The sequence below is a fragment of the Sphaerotilus sp. genome (assembly GCF_034519685.1).
Taxonomy (GTDB): Bacteria; Pseudomonadota; Gammaproteobacteria; order Burkholderiales; family Burkholderiaceae_C; genus Sphaerotilus.
Genome location: NZ_JAXHOF010000003.1, coordinates 778,988 through 796,475 on the forward strand (window position 1 = coordinate 778,988; position 17,488 = coordinate 796,475).

At 67.4% G+C, this 17,488-nt stretch carries 20 protein-coding genes; 14 read left to right on the top strand and 6 right to left on the bottom strand.

From position 1 onward, the window contains the following. Nucleotides 1–9: 9 nt before the first annotated feature. The 3 genes from U5O44_RS07210 to cysS are packed head-to-tail and all read right to left on the bottom strand — an operon-like array spanning nt 10 to nt 3,106. Nucleotides 10–978, bottom strand: a complete 969-nt coding sequence (locus U5O44_RS07210; protein WP_322587773.1) for an acetyl-CoA carboxylase carboxyltransferase subunit alpha — start codon at nt 976–978, stop codon at nt 10–12. 32 nt (nt 979–1,010) lie between these two features. Next, nucleotides 1,011–1,682: a DNA-3-methyladenine glycosylase family protein gene (locus U5O44_RS07215; protein ID WP_322587774.1), complete on the bottom strand. Its 672-nt coding sequence runs from the start codon at nt 1,680–1,682 to the stop codon at nt 1,011–1,013. A gap of 35 nt (nt 1,683–1,717) precedes the next feature. Further along, complete coding sequence (cysS, locus tag U5O44_RS07220; RefSeq protein WP_322587775.1) at nt 1,718–3,106, bottom strand: cysteine--tRNA ligase; 1,389 nt, start codon at nt 3,104–3,106, stop codon at nt 1,718–1,720. Between the two features lie 130 nt (nt 3,107–3,236). Between cysS and U5O44_RS07225 the strand changes: the two genes are divergently transcribed. From U5O44_RS07225 to U5O44_RS07245, 5 genes are read left to right on the top strand one after another with little or no spacing between them, the layout of a single operon-like run. Continuing rightward, nucleotides 3,237–5,003 carry a L,D-transpeptidase family protein gene (locus U5O44_RS07225; protein WP_322587776.1) on the top strand — a complete coding sequence of 589 codons (1,767 nt, stop codon included), beginning with the start codon at nt 3,237–3,239 and terminating at the stop codon, nt 5,001–5,003. After that, nucleotides 5,000–5,569, top strand: coding sequence for a peptidylprolyl isomerase (locus U5O44_RS07230; RefSeq protein WP_322587777.1), 570 nt, complete (start codon nt 5,000–5,002; stop codon nt 5,567–5,569). Before U5O44_RS07225 ends, U5O44_RS07230 begins: the two co-directional genes overlap by 4 nt. A 2-nt stretch (nt 5,570–5,571) precedes the next feature. After that, nucleotides 5,572–6,078, top strand: a complete 507-nt coding sequence (locus tag U5O44_RS07235) for a peptidylprolyl isomerase (RefSeq protein ID WP_322587778.1) — start codon at nt 5,572–5,574, stop codon at nt 6,076–6,078. Further along, a complete protein-coding gene (locus tag U5O44_RS07240) occupies nt 6,075–6,887 on the top strand; it encodes a UDP-2,3-diacylglucosamine diphosphatase (RefSeq protein ID WP_322587779.1) in 813 nt (270 codons plus the stop codon). The genes U5O44_RS07235 and U5O44_RS07240 overlap by 4 nt, the downstream gene beginning before the upstream one ends. Then, on the top strand, nt 6,881–7,699 hold the full coding sequence (locus U5O44_RS07245; RefSeq protein ID WP_322587780.1) for a M90 family metallopeptidase: 819 nt from the start codon (nt 6,881–6,883) through the stop codon (nt 7,697–7,699). The genes U5O44_RS07240 and U5O44_RS07245 overlap by 7 nt, the downstream gene beginning before the upstream one ends. Before the next feature lie 44 nt (nt 7,700–7,743). Here U5O44_RS07245 and clpA read toward each other — a convergent pair whose 3' ends face one another. Both clpA and clpS read right to left on the bottom strand, forming a co-directional pair. After that, a complete protein-coding gene (gene clpA, locus U5O44_RS07250) occupies nt 7,744–10,053 on the bottom strand; it encodes an ATP-dependent Clp protease ATP-binding subunit ClpA (protein ID WP_322587781.1) in 2,310 nt (769 codons plus the stop codon). After that, nucleotides 10,050–10,397 carry an ATP-dependent Clp protease adapter ClpS gene (gene clpS, locus U5O44_RS07255; RefSeq protein WP_310463554.1) on the bottom strand — a complete coding sequence of 116 codons (348 nt, stop codon included), beginning with the start codon at nt 10,395–10,397 and terminating at the stop codon, nt 10,050–10,052. The genes clpA and clpS overlap by 4 nt, the downstream gene beginning before the upstream one ends. 208 nt (nt 10,398–10,605) lie before the next feature. On the opposite strand from clpS, the gene U5O44_RS07260 reads away from it, so the two are divergent. After that, complete coding sequence (locus U5O44_RS07260; RefSeq protein ID WP_322588483.1) at nt 10,606–10,863, top strand: cold-shock protein; 258 nt, start codon at nt 10,606–10,608, stop codon at nt 10,861–10,863. Between the two features lie 77 nt (nt 10,864–10,940). Here the strand turns inward: U5O44_RS07260 and U5O44_RS07265 are convergent, their stop codons facing one another. Continuing rightward, nucleotides 10,941–12,281, bottom strand: coding sequence for a sigma-54 interaction domain-containing protein (locus tag U5O44_RS07265; protein ID WP_322587782.1), 1,341 nt, complete (start codon nt 12,279–12,281; stop codon nt 10,941–10,943). A gap of 59 nt (nt 12,282–12,340) precedes the next feature. Here U5O44_RS07265 and U5O44_RS07270 point away from each other — a divergent pair, with 59 nt between their 5' ends. From U5O44_RS07270 to U5O44_RS07305, 8 genes are all read left to right on the top strand, one after another. Continuing rightward, nucleotides 12,341–12,514 (top strand): hypothetical protein, encoded by a 174-nt coding sequence (locus tag U5O44_RS07270; protein ID WP_322587783.1) that lies wholly within the window; start codon nt 12,341–12,343, stop codon nt 12,512–12,514. Further along, nucleotides 12,511–12,717, top strand: a complete 207-nt coding sequence (gene cydP, locus U5O44_RS07275) for a cytochrome oxidase putative small subunit CydP (RefSeq protein WP_322587784.1) — start codon at nt 12,511–12,513, stop codon at nt 12,715–12,717. The genes U5O44_RS07270 and cydP overlap by 4 nt, the downstream gene beginning before the upstream one ends. Then, nucleotides 12,714–14,270: a cytochrome ubiquinol oxidase subunit I gene (locus U5O44_RS07280; RefSeq protein ID WP_322587785.1), complete on the top strand. Its 1,557-nt coding sequence runs from the start codon at nt 12,714–12,716 to the stop codon at nt 14,268–14,270. Before cydP ends, U5O44_RS07280 begins: the two co-directional genes overlap by 4 nt. A 10-nt stretch (nt 14,271–14,280) precedes the next feature. Next, a complete protein-coding gene (gene cydB, locus U5O44_RS07285; RefSeq protein WP_322587786.1) occupies nt 14,281–15,423 on the top strand; it encodes a cytochrome d ubiquinol oxidase subunit II in 1,143 nt (380 codons plus the stop codon). 144 nt (nt 15,424–15,567) lie between these two features. Continuing rightward, entirely contained in the window at nt 15,568–15,699 is a 132-nt protein-coding gene (cydX, locus tag U5O44_RS07290; protein ID WP_322587787.1) for a cytochrome bd-I oxidase subunit CydX, read from the top strand. After that, nucleotides 15,696–15,986: a cyd operon YbgE family protein gene (locus U5O44_RS07295; protein ID WP_322587788.1), complete on the top strand. Its 291-nt coding sequence runs from the start codon at nt 15,696–15,698 to the stop codon at nt 15,984–15,986. Before cydX ends, U5O44_RS07295 begins: the two co-directional genes overlap by 4 nt. Before the next feature lie 81 nt (nt 15,987–16,067). Then, nucleotides 16,068–17,009, top strand: coding sequence for an alpha/beta hydrolase family protein (locus U5O44_RS07300; protein WP_322587789.1), 942 nt, complete (start codon nt 16,068–16,070; stop codon nt 17,007–17,009). Beyond that, a complete protein-coding gene (locus U5O44_RS07305; RefSeq protein ID WP_322587790.1) occupies nt 17,006–17,392 on the top strand; it encodes a rhodanese-like domain-containing protein in 387 nt (128 codons plus the stop codon). Before U5O44_RS07300 ends, U5O44_RS07305 begins: the two co-directional genes overlap by 4 nt. Nucleotides 17,393–17,488 lie beyond the last annotated feature (96 nt).

Sequence of the window (17,488 nt, forward strand, 5' to 3'; positions counted from 1 at the left end):
GCCAAGCGATCAGGCCTTGGTGTCGGTGAACCGACCGTAGCTGCGCAGGCGGTTGTAGCGGTGGTCCAGCAGCTCCTTGGTGGGCAGATCGACGACCTGGCGCAGCGCATCGTTGAGGGCGCGCTTCAGGTAGGCGGCCATCTGCTTGTGGTCGCGGTGGGCGCCACCGACCGGCTCGTTGACGATCTTGTCGACCAGCCCGAGCGCCTTCAGGCGGTGGGCGGTGATGCCCAGGGCATCGGCGGCGTCACTGGCACGCTCGGCGGTCTTCCACAGGATCGAGGCACAACCTTCCGGGGAGATGACCGAGTAGACCGAAAACTGCAGCATCAGCACCTGGTCGGCCACGCTGATGGCGAGCGCACCACCGGAGCCGCCTTCACCGATGATGGTGGTGATGATCGGCACCTCCAGCTGCGCCATCTCGAAGATATTGCGGCCGATGGCCTCGGACTGGCCGCGCTCTTCGGCGCCGATGCCGGGGTAGGCACCGGGCGTGTCGACGAAGGTGAACACCGGCAGGCCGAACTTCTCGGCGACCTTCATCAGGCGCAGCGCCTTGCGGTAGCCCTCAGGGCGGGCCATGCCGAAATTGCGGGCCGCGCGCTCCTTGGTGTCGCGGCCTTTCTGGTGGCCCAGCACCATGCAGGCGCGGCCATTGAAACGGGCCAGACCACCGACGATGGACTGGTCGTCGGCGAACGAGCGGTCGCCGTGCAGCTCCTGGAACTCGGTGAAGATCTCGTTGACGTAATCCAGCGTGTAGGGACGCTGGGCATGGCGCGCGATCTGCGTGACCTGCCACGGCGACAGGCTGGAGTAGATGTCCTTGGCGAGCTGCTGGCTCTTCTTGGACAGGCGGTCGATCTCTTCGGAGATGTCGACGGCCGACTCGTTTTGCACGTAGCGCAATTCCTCGATCTTGGTTTCGAGTTCGGCGATCGGCTGCTCGAATTCGAGGAAATGTTTCTTGCTCATATGCATTGATCCTTCTGGGTCAGTACTTAAGTTTAGTACGTGACGGGCAACGGGTCGAGACTTCTCCAGACATACCAGGTCGCCACCGACCGGTACGGCGCCCACGCATCGGCCACTTCGCGGGCCTCAGCGCGCGAGACAGGTTCGCCGCTGAAGTAGTTCAGGCTGATGCCCTTGATCAGGCCGACATCGTCCAGCGGCAACACATTCGGGCGCATCAGGTAGAAGATCAGGAACATCTCGGCCGTCCAGCGGCCCACGCCGCGGATCGCCACCAGCTCGTCGATGATGGCTTCGTCACCCATGGCATCCCACTGGATCTGCTGCAGCCCGCCCTCGGCGAAATGGCGCGCCAGGTCGCACAGGTACTCGACCTTGCGCGCCGACAGCCCCGCGCTGCGCAGCACCGGCTCCGGCAGCAGCAGCACGGCGGCCGGCGTGATCAGGTAGCGCGAGCCGACACCGAGTGCCACGAACCGCGTCCAGACCGACTGCGCCGCCTTGACCGAGATCTGCTGGCCGACGATCGAGCGGGCCAGCGTCGTGAACGCATCGCCGCGGCTCTGCAGCCGCACCGCACCGAAGCGCTCGACCAGCTTGTTCATCACCCGATCGCGCCGCGACAGATGACCGCAGGCGTCATCCCAGTAGGGCGGCGTGACCAGCAGCGGCTCGCCGCCCTCGTCCACAGGGGTTTTGCGCATGGCGGGCGACTCGGTGGCGATGGCGGGAGCGGACGTCAGGCCTGGACCCACGTCGTGCCCTGGGCACTGTCCTTGAGGACGATGCCCTGCGCGGCCAGTTCGGCACGGAGGCGGTCCGCCTCGGCGAAGTTGCGCGCGGCCTTGGCGGCTGCACGGGCGGCGATCTGCGCCTGGATGTGCGCCTCGTCGACGGAAGACGGACCGACACCGGACTGCAGGAACTGCCGCGGTGGCTGCTGCAGCACCCCCAGCACGCCGCCCAGGCGCCACAGCAGCGCAGCAGTCTCGGCAGAGCGGCTGCGGTTGACCTCGCCCGCCAGATCGAACAGCACCGACACGGCGATCGGCGTGTTGAAGTCGTCGTCCATCGCGGCCTTGAAGCGGGCGGCGGCGGGGTGGGTCCAGTCGATCTCGGCCGGCGCTGTGTCGGGTGCCACGGCGTCCAGCGCGGTGTAGAGCCGGCGCAGCGCGCTGCGGCCGTCATCCAGACCCGCGTCGCTGAAATTGAACGGGCTGCGGTAGTGCACGCGCAGCATGAAGAAGCGCAGCGTCTCACCGTCGTAGGACTTCAGGACATCGCGGATGGTGAAGAAGTTGCCCAGCGACTTGGACATCTTCTCGTTGTCGACGTTCAGGAACCCGTTGTGCATCCACGTCCGCACGAAGGGCTGGCCGGTGGCGCCTTCGCTCTGGGCGATCTCGTTCTCGTGGTGCGGGAACTGCAGGTCCAGTCCGCCGCCATGGATGTCGAAGGTCTCGCCAAGCAGCGCACAGCTCATCGCCGAGCACTCGATGTGCCAGCCGGGACGTCCCGGACCGTAGGCCGAGGGGTACTTGGCATCCGCCGGCTCTTCGGGCTTGGCGGATTTCCACAGCACGAAGTCAAGCGGATCGTCCTTGCCATCGGCAACGGCGACACGCTCGCCAGCGCGCAGGTCGTCAAGCGACTTGCCCGAGAGCCGACCGTAGCCGGGGAAGCGGCGCACCGCGTAGTTCACGTCGCCATTGGCGGCCTGGTAGGCCAGGCCCTTGTCCTGCAGCCGCCCGATCATCGACAGCATCTGCGGCACATACTCGGTGGCACGCGGCTCGTGCGTCGGACGCTCGATGCCCAGCGCACCGATGTCGGCGTGCATGGCGGCCGTCATCTCGTCGGTGAGCTGGCGGATGGTGATGCCGCGCTCGACGGCGCGGCGGATGATCTTGTCGTCGATGTCCGTGATGTTGCGCACATAGGTGACCTGCCAGCCACTGGCGCGCAGCCAGCGCTGCACGACATCGAAGGCCATCATCATGCGGGCATGGCCGATGTGGCAGAAGTCATAGATGGTCATGCCGCACACGTACATGCGCACGTGGCCGGGGTCGATGGACTGGAAGTCTTCGAGCGAACGCGTGAGGCTGTTGTGGATACGCAGGGTCATCGATCGGGTCGCTTGGGGCGCGGAAGCTCAGGAACGGCGGGGCAGTATAGCCCCGGACTTCTGCGCCGGCGCGGCCGGTTCGACCGAGTCCCAAGGACAGGCCGGACTTCAAAATATGCACAATCCGCCCATGAACACACTCCTGGCGCACCGTGCTGGCTGGCTTCTGATGGCCACATTGGCTGCAGTCTCGCTCCCCGCGGTAGCGACCACGGCCTCGGCAGAACCGGTCGCGGTGGCGGCGCTGGAGGAGCGTGTCCAGCGCGAACCAGACAACCCGGAGGCACTCATCGACCTCGGTGTCGCCCTGGCGCGCCTGGGCCGGCTGCCGGAGGCGCGCCAGCGTTTCGACCAGGCACTGCGCACCAGCCCCGTCCACGCACTCGCCCACGACAACCTGCTGCAACTCCAGCTCAACATGGCCCGCCACGCCTACGCCGCCGCGCTGGGCTCCGACAGCACCACGCTGCCCCCGGCCGACAGCGGCCTACAGTGGAGTCCGTCCTACGGCACATCTGCGTCGGCGGCCTCCCGACCCGCCTCCGGGACCAGCCAGGCGCTGGCGGTGGAGGTGCTGCTGGCGTCCGCGCCGCCGGCCATGGTCGCCGCACGGCACGACCGCGCGGCCTGGCTGCGGCCCTTGCTGGCAGCGGTCGTGCTGCTGGCCCTGGGCGCCACTGCGTGGGCCTGGAGCCGGCGTCCGGCTCCCGCTGCTCCGGCAGCGTCGCCGGCATCCACCCTGTCCCCGCCGGCCACGGTCGCCGTGCCGGAACATGAACGCGCCGTGCCCGAAGAGCGCCTGATCGAGGTCTACCGCCTGATCGGACAGGGCCGCTGGACACAGGCGCTGGAGAACGCTGAATCCCTGGTGGCCGACCAGCCCCGCTTCACGCTGGCACAGCTGGTCTATGGCGATCTGCTGCTGGCGCACAGCGGCGTGCTGCGCGGCTTCGGCCGTGGCTCGGCGCAAGTGCCTGGCGGTCAGGAACGGCAGATCACCCCATTGCAGCTGGAGGCACGGCAGCGCCTGAACGCCTGGCGGGAGCCCCCGCCACCGGGCACCGTGCCCAGACAGGCGCTGCTGCTGCCGACCTCGGTGCGCCAGCTGGTGGTGGTGGACGGTCTGCGCTCGCGGCTGTTCGTGCTGGAACACCGTGCGGGCCAGCTTGTCGTGACAGCCAGTCTGTACGCCGCGATCGGCCGCCTCGGCGTGGGCAAGCAGGACGAGGGCGATCTGCGCACGCCCCTCGGTGTCTACGACATCACAGGCCGGCTCGGCCGCCAGCAGGTGGGGGACTTCTACGGTGCCGGCGCCCTGCCACTGAGCTATCCCAACGAGCACGACCGGCGCCTGCGCCGCACCGGCGCCAACATCTGGCTCCACGGCACCCGCGCCGACCGCCATGCCGACGCGCCCTTCTCCAGCAACGGCTGCATCGTGCTGTCCGATCCAGACATGGAGCGCCTGTTGCAGGATCTGGTGCCGCGCCGCACACCGGTGGTCATCGCCGAACGGCTGGAGTGGGTCGCGCCGAAGTCCCTGGCCGAGCCCCGCCATGCCGCGGTGGCTCTGACCGAGTCGTGGCGCCAGGCGCGGATGCAGGCCAACCCGGAGCGCCTGCTCGGACTGTATGCGCGGTCCTTCGACAATGGCCTGCAAGGCTGGGCAGAATGGCAGCAGCAGCTCGCCCGGGAATCGGCCGGCAACGCAGACCGAGAACGCCAGCTGCTCGACCTGACCATCCTGGACGGCTCGGATGGTGCCAACGGCCACCCCGCGCTGTTCATCACCTTCCGCGAGGTGCTGCGCGGCAGCACTGGCGGAACCCTGCGCCGCCAGTACTGGGCCCGGGAGCGTGGACAATGGAAGATCTTTTCAGAAGGAGTGTTGGAATGAGTTCATCTCAGCTTGTGCGCGCTGCGGCGGCCCTGGCCCTCGGTCTGGCCCTCAGCGGGGGCGCCAGCGCCGAGAAGGTGCGCTTGGTCACCTCGATGGGCGACATCGTCGTCGACCTGGACGCCGCCAAGGCCCCGAAGTCGGTGGCCAACTTCGTCGAGTACGTCAAGGCCGGCCACTACGACGGCACCGTGTTCCACCGCGTGATCAGCAACTTCATGATCCAGGGTGGCGGCATGGACCCGGCGATGAAGGAAAAGCCGGTGCGCGCCCCGATTCCGCTGGAAAGCCGCAACGGTCTGAGCAACACCCGCGGCACGCTGGCGATGGCCCGCACCATGGTCCCGGATTCGGCGACCTCGCAGTTCTTCATCAACGTGAAGGACAATCCCTTCCTCGACCAGCCCAACTCGCAGGACGGCAACGGCTATGCGGTGTTCGGTCGTGTGGTCGAAGGCATGGACATCGTGGACAAGATCCGCGCCGTGCCGACCGGCAACGCCGGACGCCACCAGAACGTGCCCGTCGAGCCGGTCCTCATCAAGAAAGCCTCTCTGGAGAAATAACCATGGCAGCCCCCCAAGTCGATCTGCAGACCACCCTCGGCACCATCCGCATCGAACTCGATGCCGAGAAGGCGCCCCTCTCGGCCGCCAATTTCCTGAGCTACGTCAAGAGCGGCCACTATGACGGCACCGTCTTCCACCGCGTCATCAAGGGCTTCATGGTCCAGGGCGGCGGCATGGAAGCCGGCCTGAAGCAGAAGCCCACACAAGGCGAGATCCGCAACGAGGCCAACAACGGCCTGAAGAACAACAAGTACACGCTGGCGATGGCGCGCACCAATGCCCCGCACTCGGCCACGTCGCAGTTCTTCATCAACGTCGCCGACAACGGCTTCCTGAACTTCACCGCCGAAAACGCATCGGGCTGGGGCTACGCCGTGTTCGGCCGCGTGGTCGACGGCACCGCCGTGGTGGACCAGATCGAGAAGGTCCGCACCGGCAAGCGTGGCTTCCACGACGACGTGCCGGTCGAGGACGTGGTCATCACCCGCGCCGTGGTCGTGGAGTGAGCCTGCGCCCGGGGCCGGTCCGCACGCTGCACGCCGCGCCGCACTGGCGTTGCGTGGACCTCGTGTCCGATCTGCACCTGGGCCCGGCCACACCGCGCACCGCCGCGGCGCTGGCCGATTACCTGGGCCGCACCTGCGCCGACGCGGTCCTCGTGCTCGGCGACCTGTTCGAGGTCTGGATCGGTGACGATGCGCTCGACACGCCGGCCGACACCCAGGCCGAGGCCGAGGTGCTGCACCGGTTTGCCGATTTCGCCCGCCACCGCACCCTGGCGATGCTGGTGGGCAACCGCGATTTCCTGCTCGGGGCACGGGCCGCCGCGCTGGCGGGCTGGCAGGTGCTGGACGAGGTGTGCGTGCTGGACGCCTTCGGGCGCCGCACGGTGCTGGTCCACGGCGATGCGCAGTGTCTGGCCGATCAGGACTACCAGCACTTTCGCCAGCAGGCACGCAGTCCGGCGTGGCAGCAGGCGTTTCTTGCGCAGCCGCTCGCGCAGCGCCGCGTGTTTGCCCGTGGCCTGCGCGACGGCAGCGAACACCGCAAGCAGACGCTGGGCCTGGCCGCCTACCCGGATCTGGACCGTGACGCGATGTGCACCCTGCTGCGCGACGCCAACGCCACCACCCTCGTCCACGGCCACACCCACCGCCCCGGCGATGAATCCATCGGTGACGGCCTGAGGCGCCATGTGCTGACCGACTGGGATCTGGACCATGACCCGGCGGCTCCGCGCGCCGAAGTGCTGCGTCTGAGCGCCGGCGGCGCCACCCGTCTGTCTCCCGAGCGCGCCGACCAGCCCCCATGCTGACCGGCTGGCTGGCCCGCTGGTGGACGGCTTGGCGCCTGCAGCGCCAGCAGCGTGTGCTGGCCGAGCGGGCCATCCCGGACGATCTCTGGCTCGACACGCTGCGCGCATACCCGTTCCTGACGCGCCGCCCGCTGGCGGACCTGCTGCATCTGCGGGAACTGGCCACGCTGTTCCTGGCGCGCAAGGAGTTCAGCACGGCGGGCGGCCTCGCACTCGACGACACCATGGCCGTGGCCGTGGCCGCGCAGGCGTGTGTGCCGGTGCTGAAGCTGCCGGGCGGGCTGGACCTGTACGACGGCTTTGTCGGCATCGTGCTGCATCCGCAGGAGGTGGTCGTGCCGCGGCAGTGGAGCGACGAGGCCGGTGTGGTCCACAGCGGCGACGAGGTGCTGGCGGGCGAGGCGATGGAAGGCGGGCCCGTCATGCTGTCCTGGCAGGACGTGCAGATGGCCGGTGACCGCGCCCGGGCCGAGGACGGCTACAACGTCGTGATCCATGAATTTGTCCACGTGCTCGACATGCAGCACGGCGGCGTGGACGGTCTGCCAGCCTTGCCCGACCGGGCGATGCAGGCCCGCTGGCAGGACGTGATGCCGCGCGCGCTGCTGCAGCACCAGGCCGAGGTGGACGCCGAACAAGCGACCTGGCTCGACCCCTACGCCGCGCAAGGGCCCGAGGAGTTCTTTCCCGTCACGGCCGAGGCGTTTTTCGTGGCCCCGGAGGGGCTGCAGGCCGAGTTTCCCGAGGTCTACGCATTGCTGAGCGCCTACTTCGGTCAGGATCCCGCACGTTTCCAAGGCGCACGGGCATGAAAAAAGGGCCGTGAGGCCCTTTCAGAGGCAATGCCCGCCAGCGCTCAGGCGGTTGCCGGCTCGGCCTTGGGCTTGTCGCTCTTGTCGCGTGGCTCGATGTCGAGCTGCACTTCGCCGGCTTCGTTCACGTCGACCGTCAGGCGGCCGCCATCGGTCAGGCTGCCGAACAGCAGCTCATCGGCCAGCGCACGGCGGATCGTGTCCTGGATCAGGCGCTGCATCGGGCGCGCACCCATCAGCGGGTCGAACCCCTTCTTGCCCAGGTGCTTGCGCAGCGCGTCGGTGAAGGTGACCTCGACCTTCTTCTCGCTGAGCTGGCCTTCGAGCTGGAGCAGGAACTTGTCCACCACGCGCAGGATGATGTCCTCGTCCAGCGCCCGGAAGCTGACGATCGCATCCAGCCGGTTGCGGAACTCGGGCGTGAACATGCGCTTCAAGTCGCCCATCTCGTCGCCGGTCTCGCGGGCGTTGGTGAAGCCGATGGTGGCCTTCTGCATGGTCTCGGCGCCCGCATTGGTCGTCATGATGATGATGACGTTGCGGAAGTCGGCCTTGCGCCCGTTGTTGTCGGTCAGCGTGCCGTGGTCCATGACCTGCAGCAGCACGTTGAAGACATCCGGGTGGGCCTTCTCGATCTCGTCAAGCAGCAGCACGCAGTGCGGCTTCTTCGTGACGGCCTCGGTCAGCAGACCGCCCTGGTCGAAGCCGACATAGCCCGGAGGCGCCCCGATCAGGCGGCTGACGGCGTGGCGCTCCATGTACTCGGACATGTCGAAGCGCAGCAGGTCGATGCCGAGGATGTAGGCCATCTGCTTGGCCACCTCGGTCTTGCCCACGCCGGTCGGACCGCTGAACAGGAAAGCACCGATCGGCTTGTCCGGCTTGCCCAGACCCGAACGCGCCATCTTGATCGCGCCGGCCAGCGCGTCGATCGCGTTGTCCTGGCCGAACACGACGCTCTTCAGGTCGCGGTCGAGCGTCTTGAGCTTGCTGCGGTCGTCGCTGGTGACGCTGGCGGGCGGGATGCGGGCGATCTTGGCGACGATGTCCTCGACCTCGCTGCGGGTGATGCGCTTTTTCTGCTTGTTCTTGGGCAGCACGCGCTGCGCCGCACCCACCTCGTCGATCACGTCGATCGCCTTGTCGGGCAGGTGGCGGTCGTTGATGTACTTGGCCGACAGCTCGGCCGCCGCCTGCAGCGCGCCCACGTCGTACTTGACGCCGTGGTGTTCCTCGAAGCGCGACTTCAGGCCCTTGAGGATCTCCACCGTCTGCTCGACGGTCGGCTCGGCCACGTCCACCTTCTGGAAGCGGCGGGACAGCGCCGCGTCCTTCTCGAAGATGCCGCGGTATTCGGTGAACGTGGTCGCGCCGATGCACTTGATCTGGCCGGAACTCAGCGCCGGCTTGAGCAGGTTGCTGGCGTCCAGCGTGCCGCCCGACGCGGCGCCTGCGCCGATCAGCGTGTGGATCTCGTCGATGAACAGCACCGCGTGCGGATGCTCCTTGAGCTGCTTGAGCACGCCCTTGAGCCGTTGCTCGAAGTCGCCCCGGTACTTGGTGCCCGCCAGCAGCGCGCCCATGTCGAGCGAGTAGACCGTCGACTCGGCCAGCACGTCCGGCACTTCGCCCTGCGTGATGCGCCAGGCCAGACCTTCGGCGATCGCCGTCTTGCCCACGCCGGCCTCGCCGACCAGCAGCGGGTTGTTCTTGCGGCGACGGCAGAGGATCTGCACGACGCGCTCGACCTCATGCTCACGCCCGATCAGCGGGTCGATGCGTCCGTCGCGCGCGGCCTGGTTGAGGTTCTGGGTGTACTGGTCCAGCGGCGAGCCCTTGCCGCCGTCGCCCTCGTCCTTCTCGCCTTCGGAGGAGGACGAGGACTCGCCCGCGGCCTTGGTCGGCTCGGGCGGATCGGACTTGCGGATGCCGTGCGCGATGAAGTTCACGACGTCCAGCCGCGTCACGCCCTGCTGGTGCAGGTAGTAGACCGCATGCGAATCCTTCTCGCCGAAGATCGCCACCAGCACATTGGCGCCGGTGACTTCCTTCTTGCCGTTGCCGGTGGACTGCACATGCATGATCGCCCGCTGGATCACGCGCTGGAAGCCGAGCGTGGGCTGGGTGTCCACCTCGTCTGCACCGCCCACGGTGGGCGTGTTTTCCTTGATGAACTGCGTCAGGCTCTTGCGCAGGTCGTCCAGGTTGGCTGCGCAGGCACGCAGGACTTCGGACGCCGACGGGTTGTCCAGCAAGGCCAGCAGCAGGTGCTCGACCGTGATGAACTCGTGGCGCTGCTGGCGGGCCTCGACGAACGCCATGTGCAGACTGACTTCCAACTCTTGCGCAATCATGCGACCTCCATAATGCATTGCAGCGGGTGTGCCGCCTGCCGTGCAGCTGCCAGAACCAATTCGACCTTTGTCGCTGCGACATCCCGGGTATACACCCCGCAGACCGCCCTGCCCTCATGGTGGATCTTCAACATGATCAAGGTGGCGGCGTCGATGCCGTGGTGAAAGTGCTCCTGCAGCACCATGACCACGAACTCCATCGGTGTGTAATCGTCGTTGAGCATCACGACTTGATAGGCGCGTGGTGGTTCGACCCGTTGCTGCTGGCGCTCTTCGACGACAGCGCCCTGCCCATCGGCAGGCGGGGTGGGAGATTTGGGTGTTTCCGGCGTATTGCTGGCCATGGATGCATTCTATCGGTCGCTCGGAAATCCCGCGCTGTGCGGGACAAGCAGCTTGGGTCGGGAGGGTTCCACACAGTGGCGGGCAACCCCAAGAGCGTCACGACTATTGCCGCAACAAGCTCACCTGATTCTTGACAGCTTTTCTCACGATCCCCAAAATCTTGACAAAATTGTTGGGATTTTCGTTGGGAAACTGGAGAACAAAACGATGGCTATTGGCATGGTCAAATGGTTCAACGATGTGAAGGGTTTCGGCTTCATCGAACCCGACGGCGGCGGTGAAGATGTGTTCGCACATTTTTCCGCCATCCAGATGGATGGCTTCCGCACCCTCAAGCAAGGCGCGCAGGTGAGCTACGAACTGGTCGACGGCCCCAAGGGCAAGCTCGCACAGAACATCTGCGCCATACAAGGTGTCTCACCACGGACGGTGCCGCTGGCCCAAGCCGACAACGCAGAGGCCTGACACCACGGACACACGTCCCACATCCAGCCAGGTTCCGCTCCACCAGAAGGAGACGATTTCCTGGGAGTCGCCCTCCATCAGGAGGGTCGACCAAGCTCCCGCAGCTTGCGATAGAGCGACCGCTCGCTGATGCCGAGCTTTCGCGCCAGCTCGGCCCGGCTGCCGCGGTGGGCCTTGAGCTGGGCCTGCAAGGCGGCACGTTCCACACTTCGCAGCGAAGCGTCCGAGGATGGCATCGGCGCATCTTCGGGCGTCAGAGCGGTCACTGCAACGGACGCCGCGGGCAAGGCATCCGAGCCGAGTGCGCGCTCCACGTGCAGGGGTTCGATGTGCGTGCCGTCGGCCAGCAGGGCGGCGCGTTCGAGCACGTTGCGAAGCTCGCGCACATTGCCGGGAAACGTGTGCCGCTGCAGGCACGCCAGCGCGGCGGGAGCCACGGCCATGCGCCGCTGCGGCACCACTCTGGCCAGCAGGGCCACAGCCAGCAGGGGAATGTCGTCCACCCGATCCCGCAGTGGCGGCAACGCGATCGGAAACGTGCTGAGCCGGTAGTACAGGTCTTCGCGGAAGCGCCCGTCGGCCACCATGGCCTTCAGATCGCGGTGCGTCGCGGCCACCACGCGCACATCGGTGCGCCGCAGCTCGGTGCTGCCCACGCGCCGGTAGGTGCCACTTTCCAGCAGACGCAGCAGCTTGACCTGCATCGGCAACGGGATGTCGCCCACCTCGTCCAGGAACAGGGTGCCACCGCTGGCGGCCTCCACCAAGCCTGGCTTGCTGGTGCTGGCGCCGGTGAAGGCGCCACGCTCATGGCCGAAGAGTTCGCTCTCGAACAGCGTCTCCGGCAGGCTGGCGCAGTCCACCACCACCAGGGCATGGGCCGCGCGGGCGCTGGCCTCATGCACCGCCTGCGCCACCAGCTCCTTGCCGGTGCCGGATTCGCCCAGCAGCAGCACGCTGGCCTGCGACGGCCCGACGCGCGACACCAGTTCCAGCATGCGCTGGAAAGCGGCCGAGCGCCCGATCAGGCCCTGGGTCGCGGGCTGCCCCTGCGCCACGCGCAGGGGTTCCATCTTCTCGATGTAGTAGGCCTGCTCGCCGCTGGCATCGCGCAGCGGTGCCAGCTCGATGTTGATGTAGGACTCGCCCTGGGGCGTGTGGTGCAGGTGCAGGACACGCTCTCGCTGCCCCGACTCGCGGGAGCGGGCCAGCGGGCAGCTCTCGCCGGCCTGGTCGCACGGCACGCTGATATGGTGCGAGACCTCGTAGCAGGTGCGTCCGATCACCGAGGCGGTCGGGCTGAACTGGCGTCGGTAGGCGGCGTTTGCAGCCAGGATCCGGTACTGGCGATCGAACAGAATGTGAGGCTCCGGCAGCCCCTCCAGGTACGACACCAGTTCCGGCAGGATTGTGGCCATGGTTCATCCGTTCTGCTGTTTGGCCCTGGGCCACGGGTTGCGGAGGGTCGGCCGGCAGCATGCCCCTTGCCCTGCCTGATTTTGCCATTTTGGCAGTTCTCCGCCATTCTGGCATGCAGGCTTGCCACCATCACGGACAGCAGCACCAGCAGCCTGATCGCAAGCTGTTGATTTTCCAGAACATTTTCCTGATCCGAGCGGTGGCACGCGTCTTGATAACCATCACGGCATGAAGACCCTCCGTGATCCGCTCGTCCGCCACCTCGCCATCGCCGTGGCGTTGAAGCTGGCCGTGCTGTGCGCACTCTGGTGGGTCTTCATCCGGGACGAACGGGTCAGCGTCGACATCGATCGTGCCGCTGCCCATCTGGTCGTCTCTGGCGCCTCTGTCGACGCGCCCTCCCGGCCTACGCCACCCAGCGGAGCACAACCTTGATCTCGGAACAACTCGTCGACCTGTCGCGCCTGCAGTTCGCTGCAACCGCGATGTACCACTTTCTCTTCGTGCCGCTGACGCTGGGCATGGTGTGGCTGCTGGTCATCATGGAGAGCGTCTACGTGATGACCGGCCAGGTCATCTGGAAGGACATGACCCGCTTCTGGGGCAAGCTCTTCGGCATCAACTTCGCGCTCGGTGTCACCACGGGCATCACGCTGGAGTTCCAGTTCGGCACCAACTGGGCCTACTACTCGCACTACGTGGGCGACATCTTCGGCGCCCCGCTGGCCATCGAGGGGTTGATGGCCTTCTTTCTGGAGAGCACCTTCATCGGCCTGTTCTTCTTCGGCTGGGACCGCCTCACCAAGACCCAGCACCTGATGGTGACCACGCTGATGGCGGTGGGCACCAACCTCAGCGCGCTGTGGATCCTGATCGCCAACGGCTGGATGCAGAACCCGGTGGGCGCCGAATTCAGCTACCAGACCATGCGCATGGAAATGACGGACTTCTGGGCCGTGGTCTTCAACCCCGACGCGCAGGCCAAGTTCGTGCACACGGTCTCGGCCGGCTATGTGACGGGCGCGATGTTCGTGCTGTCGGTCAGCAGCTGGTACCTGCTGAAGGGCCGCGACATCGAGTTCGCCAAGCGCAGCTTCCGCGTGGCCTCGGCCTTCGGGCTGGCCAGCGTGCTGAGCGTCATCGTGCTCGGCGACGAGAGCGGCTACACCGTGGGCGAAGCGCAGCAGACCAAGATGGCCGCGCTGGAGGCGATGTGGGAGACCGAGCCCGCGCCTGCCGGCCTGAAGCTCATCGCCGGCATCAACGAACAGGCCCAGAAGAACGACTGGGAGGTCGAGATTCCCTACGTGATGGGTCTGATCGGGACGCGCTCGATCAGCAAGCAAATCCCCGGCATCCACGAGATCAAGGCCAGGAACCGCGAGCGCATCGTCAACGGCATCACCGCCGTGACCGCGCTGGAGACCTTGCGCAAGAACCGCAACGACGAAGAGGCCAGGCGCGTGCTGGAAGCCACCAAGGGCGACCTCGGCTTCGGCCTGCTGCTGAAGAAATACACCACGGACGTTCGCCAAGCGACGCCCGAGATGATCGACCGCGCCATGCACGACACGGTGCCGCGGGTGACGCCGATGTTCTGGAGCTTCCGCATCATGGTGGGCCTGGGCTTCGCGATGCTGCTGCTCTTCGGCCTGAGCTTCTGGAGCACGCTGAAGGGTGAATGCCGCGCCCGGCCCTGGCTGCTGCGCGCCGCGGTGTGGATGCTGCCCGCGCCGTGGATCGCCTGCGAACTGGGCTGGGTGGTGGCCGAATATGGCCGCCAGCCCTGGACCATCTACGGCGTGCTGCCCACGCACATGAGTGTCTCCACGCTCAGCGTGGGCAGCCTGTACGGCTCGCTGGCCGGCTTCATCGGCTTCTACACCGTGCTGCTGGTCGTCGAGGTCTACCTGATGCAGAAGTTCGCCCGGCAGGGACCGGGCTCGCTCGGCACCGGCCGCTACCAGTTCGAATCCGCTCACGCCTGAGGTCCACATCATGATCGACTACCCGACCCTCAAGGTGATCTGGTGGCTGCTGGTGGGCGTGCTGCTCGTCGGCTTCGCCATCATGGACGGCCACGACATGGGCGTGGGCACGCTGCTGCCCTTCGTCGGCCACGGCGACGACGAACGCCGCGTCGTCATCAACACCGTCGGCCCGCACTGGGATGGCAACCAGGTCTGGTTCATCACCGGCGGCGGCGCCATCTTCGCGGCCTGGCCGCTGGTCTACGCCACCGCGTTCAGCGGCTTCTACTGGGCCATGCTGGCGGTGCTGTGGGCATTGTTCTTCCGCCCGGTGGGCTTCGACTACCGCAGCAAGATCCACCACGCCACCTGGCGCAGCACCTGGGACTGGGGCCTGTTCATCGGCGGGTTCGTGCCGCCGGTGATCTTCGGGGTGGCCTTCGGCAACCTGCTGCAGGGCGTGCCCTTCGGCTTCGATGACTACCTGATCAGCACCTACACCGGCACGTTCTGGCAGTTGCTCAACCCGTTCGCGCTGCTGGTCGGCGTGGTGAGCAGCGCGATGATCACGATGCACGGCGGCATGTACCTCGCGCACCGCACCGAGGACGCGGTCCAGCAGCGCGCCGTGCGCGGCGCGGTGGGCGCGGCGCTCTTGATGGTGCTGGCCTTTGTCGGGGCCGGGGTGTGGCTGAAGTTCGGCGGCATCGAGGGCTTCGTCATCACCTCGGCCATCGACCCCGGCGCCCTGCCCGACCCGCTGGCCAAGACCGTGGTGCGCAGCGCCGACGGCTGGTGGATCAACTACGGCAAGCAGCCGATGCTGTGGGCGCTGCCGGCACTCGGCATCGCCGGCGCCCTGGCTGCGGCCGCCCTGGTGCTGGCACGCCACACGCTCAGCGCCTTCGTGGCCTCGGCGCTGGCCATCGTGGGCGTGATCGGCACCGCCGGCGCCGCGATGTTCCCCTTCGTGATGCCCTCGTCGAGCCAGCCCGACGCCAGCCTGACCGTCTGGGACAGCGTCTCCAGCCACCTCACGCTGGGCCTGATGTTCTGGGCCACGCTGATCTTCATGCCGCTGATCGTGCTGTACACCTCCTGGGCCTACCGGGTGATGCGCGGCAAGGTGACGGTGGAGCACATCCGTGCCAACGCGCACACCGCGTACTGAGCAGGCATTCAGCCCCTGCCACCCCCGTTGCCTGGAGCACGCCATGCACCCCACTCTGCACGATCCAGAGATCGCGCCGCACCGCTGCGCCGGTGTGATGCGCGGAACCCCATCGGCGACGCCGCCAACGGAAAGGAACTGACCATGTGGTATTTCGCCTGGATGCTGGGAGTCGGCTTTGCCGTGCTGCTGGCCGTGATGAACGCGATGTGGGGCGAGAACGAAGCGGCCCGCGCCCAAGCCCGACGCGATGGCGATGACGGAGCGCGGCCATGACCGCCACGGCCGTGCCCGCAGAGCCTTGCGTGCCCCGCACCCAGTGGCCCAGCCTGGCCGCAGCGCTGGTGATCATGGTGGCAGGCACGCTGTATCCGCCAGCGATGGCCGATGCGGCCGGCAAGGCCGACCACCCCCTGGCCATGGCGCTGTTCTGGGCCATGAGTGCGGGGTTCGTGCGCGGTGTGGGGTTCGTGCCGCAGCGGTGGGTCTGGCGCGCGCTCTTCTCTGGGTGGTCGTGTGCCGCCGCGCTGTTGCTGGCGGCCGTGCTGAAGCTGCAGCACTGAACCGCGCCCTGAGGGCCACACGCCGAACTCCCGAACTCCCGAACGCCGAACGCCGAACGCCGAACGCCGAGAATCGCGACCATGACCGAAGCCCCGGACTCCCCCGCCGTCGCGACCGATGCATCGTCCACACGCACCGGCATGTCCCGCGATGTCGGGCGGCGCTTGCCACAGCCGGTGCGTGCCGCGCTGCAATGGATGCTGCTGCGCGGCTTGCGTGCGCCTCGACTGCCACACGCGCCGACCTGGACCGAGGGCAGGTTGGGCGTCGGGAGCATGACGCCGTTTCAGGTTTGCGGAGCCCGCGGGCAACAGCTGGCGGCTTGGGTGGCTCTGCCGCAGACGGCCTACGCCGCCCAACCCGTGCCGGTGGTCGTGGCGGTCCACGGCTGGGGCGCCAACGGCTCGACGCTGGCCCCCATGGTCGAGCCGCTCGTGCGCGCCGGCATTGCGGTGGTGTTGTTCGACGCCGCGAACCATGGCGACAGCTCGGCCGAGGCATTCAGCTCGCTCCCTCGTTTCGCCGAGGACCTGGCCGCGGTGCGGAACGCACTGCGCGACCATCCGGCCCTCGACACGGGCCGCATCGCCCTGCTGGGCCACTCGGTCGGGGCAGCCGCCGTGCTGCTGCACACGGCCCGCAACGGCGGTGTGCGGGCCGTCGTCAGCCTGTCGGCCTTCGCACACCCACGCGAGGTGATGGAGCGCTGGCTGCAGGAGCACCACATCCCTCGTCGATGGATCGGTGCGGCGATCCTCGAACAGGTGCAGGAGGTGATCGGCGAGCGTTTCGACCACATCGCACCGGAACACCAGCTGGCCCACATCCCCTGCCCGGTGCTGCTGGTGCATGGCAAGCAGGACCAGACCGTGCCGCTGTCGGACGCACATCGGCTGCAGTCGTTGCTGCGCTGCGGCGAGCTGCTCGTCGTCGGGGGTGACCACGACCTGCGGGCGTCACTGGCCCCGCATGCGGATCAGCTCGTGCGCTTCTTCAACACCCACCTCAAGGCCATCGCATGACCATGTTCGAACGCATGAAACGCCGGCTGCTGCCCGCAGCGCCCGCCCAGCCCGACACCGCAGAGCAACACCCCGCCGCGCACCTTGCACCGCAACCCGTGCCCACCAGACCGCCGGGGCCCCTGGTCATCGACGTGCGCTCGGAACGCGAGTTCCACGCCACGGCCGTCGCGCAAGCCGTCAATGTCCCATTGCCACAGCTGGCGCACCGCATCGGCGAGCTCGCCCCAGACAAGACCACGCCGCTGGTGCTCTACTGCGCCAGCGGGACGCGGTCCGGCATCGCCTGCGGCGTGCTGACGCAGCTGGGCTACGCCCATGTCACCAACGCCGGCAGCTTGTACGCAGCCGCCGAACGTCTGCAGCGCGAGGTGCGCAGATGAACTCCGGCGCCGTGCCAGTGCCGCGCACGCCTCACCCGGCCTGCAGGGCGTCAAGAGGCCCGGCGGGACGGCTTCATGTCACCGCACCGCACAGCG

Coding starts and splice junctions, on each gene's coding strand:
- U5O44_RS07210 (WP_322587773.1), bottom strand. CDS start 978: ATGAGCAAGAAACATTTCCTCGAATTCGAGCAGCCGATCGCCGAACTC.
- U5O44_RS07215 (WP_322587774.1), bottom strand. CDS start 1,682: ATGCGCAAAACCCCTGTGGACGAGGGCGGCGAGCCGCTGCTGGTCACG.
- cysS (WP_322587775.1), bottom strand. CDS start 3,106: ATGACCCTGCGTATCCACAACAGCCTCACGCGTTCGCTCGAAGACTTC.
- U5O44_RS07225 (WP_322587776.1), top strand. CDS start 3,237: ATGAACACACTCCTGGCGCACCGTGCTGGCTGGCTTCTGATGGCCACA.
- U5O44_RS07230 (WP_322587777.1), top strand. CDS start 5,000: ATGAGTTCATCTCAGCTTGTGCGCGCTGCGGCGGCCCTGGCCCTCGGT.
- U5O44_RS07235 (WP_322587778.1), top strand. CDS start 5,572: ATGGCAGCCCCCCAAGTCGATCTGCAGACCACCCTCGGCACCATCCGC.
- U5O44_RS07245 (WP_322587780.1), top strand. CDS start 6,881: ATGCTGACCGGCTGGCTGGCCCGCTGGTGGACGGCTTGGCGCCTGCAG.
- clpA (WP_322587781.1), bottom strand. CDS start 10,053: ATGATTGCGCAAGAGTTGGAAGTCAGTCTGCACATGGCGTTCGTCGAG.
- clpS (WP_310463554.1), bottom strand. CDS start 10,397: ATGGCCAGCAATACGCCGGAAACACCCAAATCTCCCACCCCGCCTGCC.
- U5O44_RS07260 (WP_322588483.1), top strand. CDS start 10,606: ATGGCTATTGGCATGGTCAAATGGTTCAACGATGTGAAGGGTTTCGGC.
- U5O44_RS07265 (WP_322587782.1), bottom strand. CDS start 12,281: ATGGCCACAATCCTGCCGGAACTGGTGTCGTACCTGGAGGGGCTGCCG.
- U5O44_RS07270 (WP_322587783.1), top strand. CDS start 12,341: ATGCCCCTTGCCCTGCCTGATTTTGCCATTTTGGCAGTTCTCCGCCAT.
- cydP (WP_322587784.1), top strand. CDS start 12,511: ATGAAGACCCTCCGTGATCCGCTCGTCCGCCACCTCGCCATCGCCGTG.
- cydB (WP_322587786.1), top strand. CDS start 14,281: ATGATCGACTACCCGACCCTCAAGGTGATCTGGTGGCTGCTGGTGGGC.
- cydX (WP_322587787.1), top strand. CDS start 15,568: ATGTGGTATTTCGCCTGGATGCTGGGAGTCGGCTTTGCCGTGCTGCTG.
- U5O44_RS07295 (WP_322587788.1), top strand. CDS start 15,696: ATGACCGCCACGGCCGTGCCCGCAGAGCCTTGCGTGCCCCGCACCCAG.
- U5O44_RS07300 (WP_322587789.1), top strand. CDS start 16,068: ATGACCGAAGCCCCGGACTCCCCCGCCGTCGCGACCGATGCATCGTCC.
- U5O44_RS07305 (WP_322587790.1), top strand. CDS start 17,006: ATGACCATGTTCGAACGCATGAAACGCCGGCTGCTGCCCGCAGCGCCC.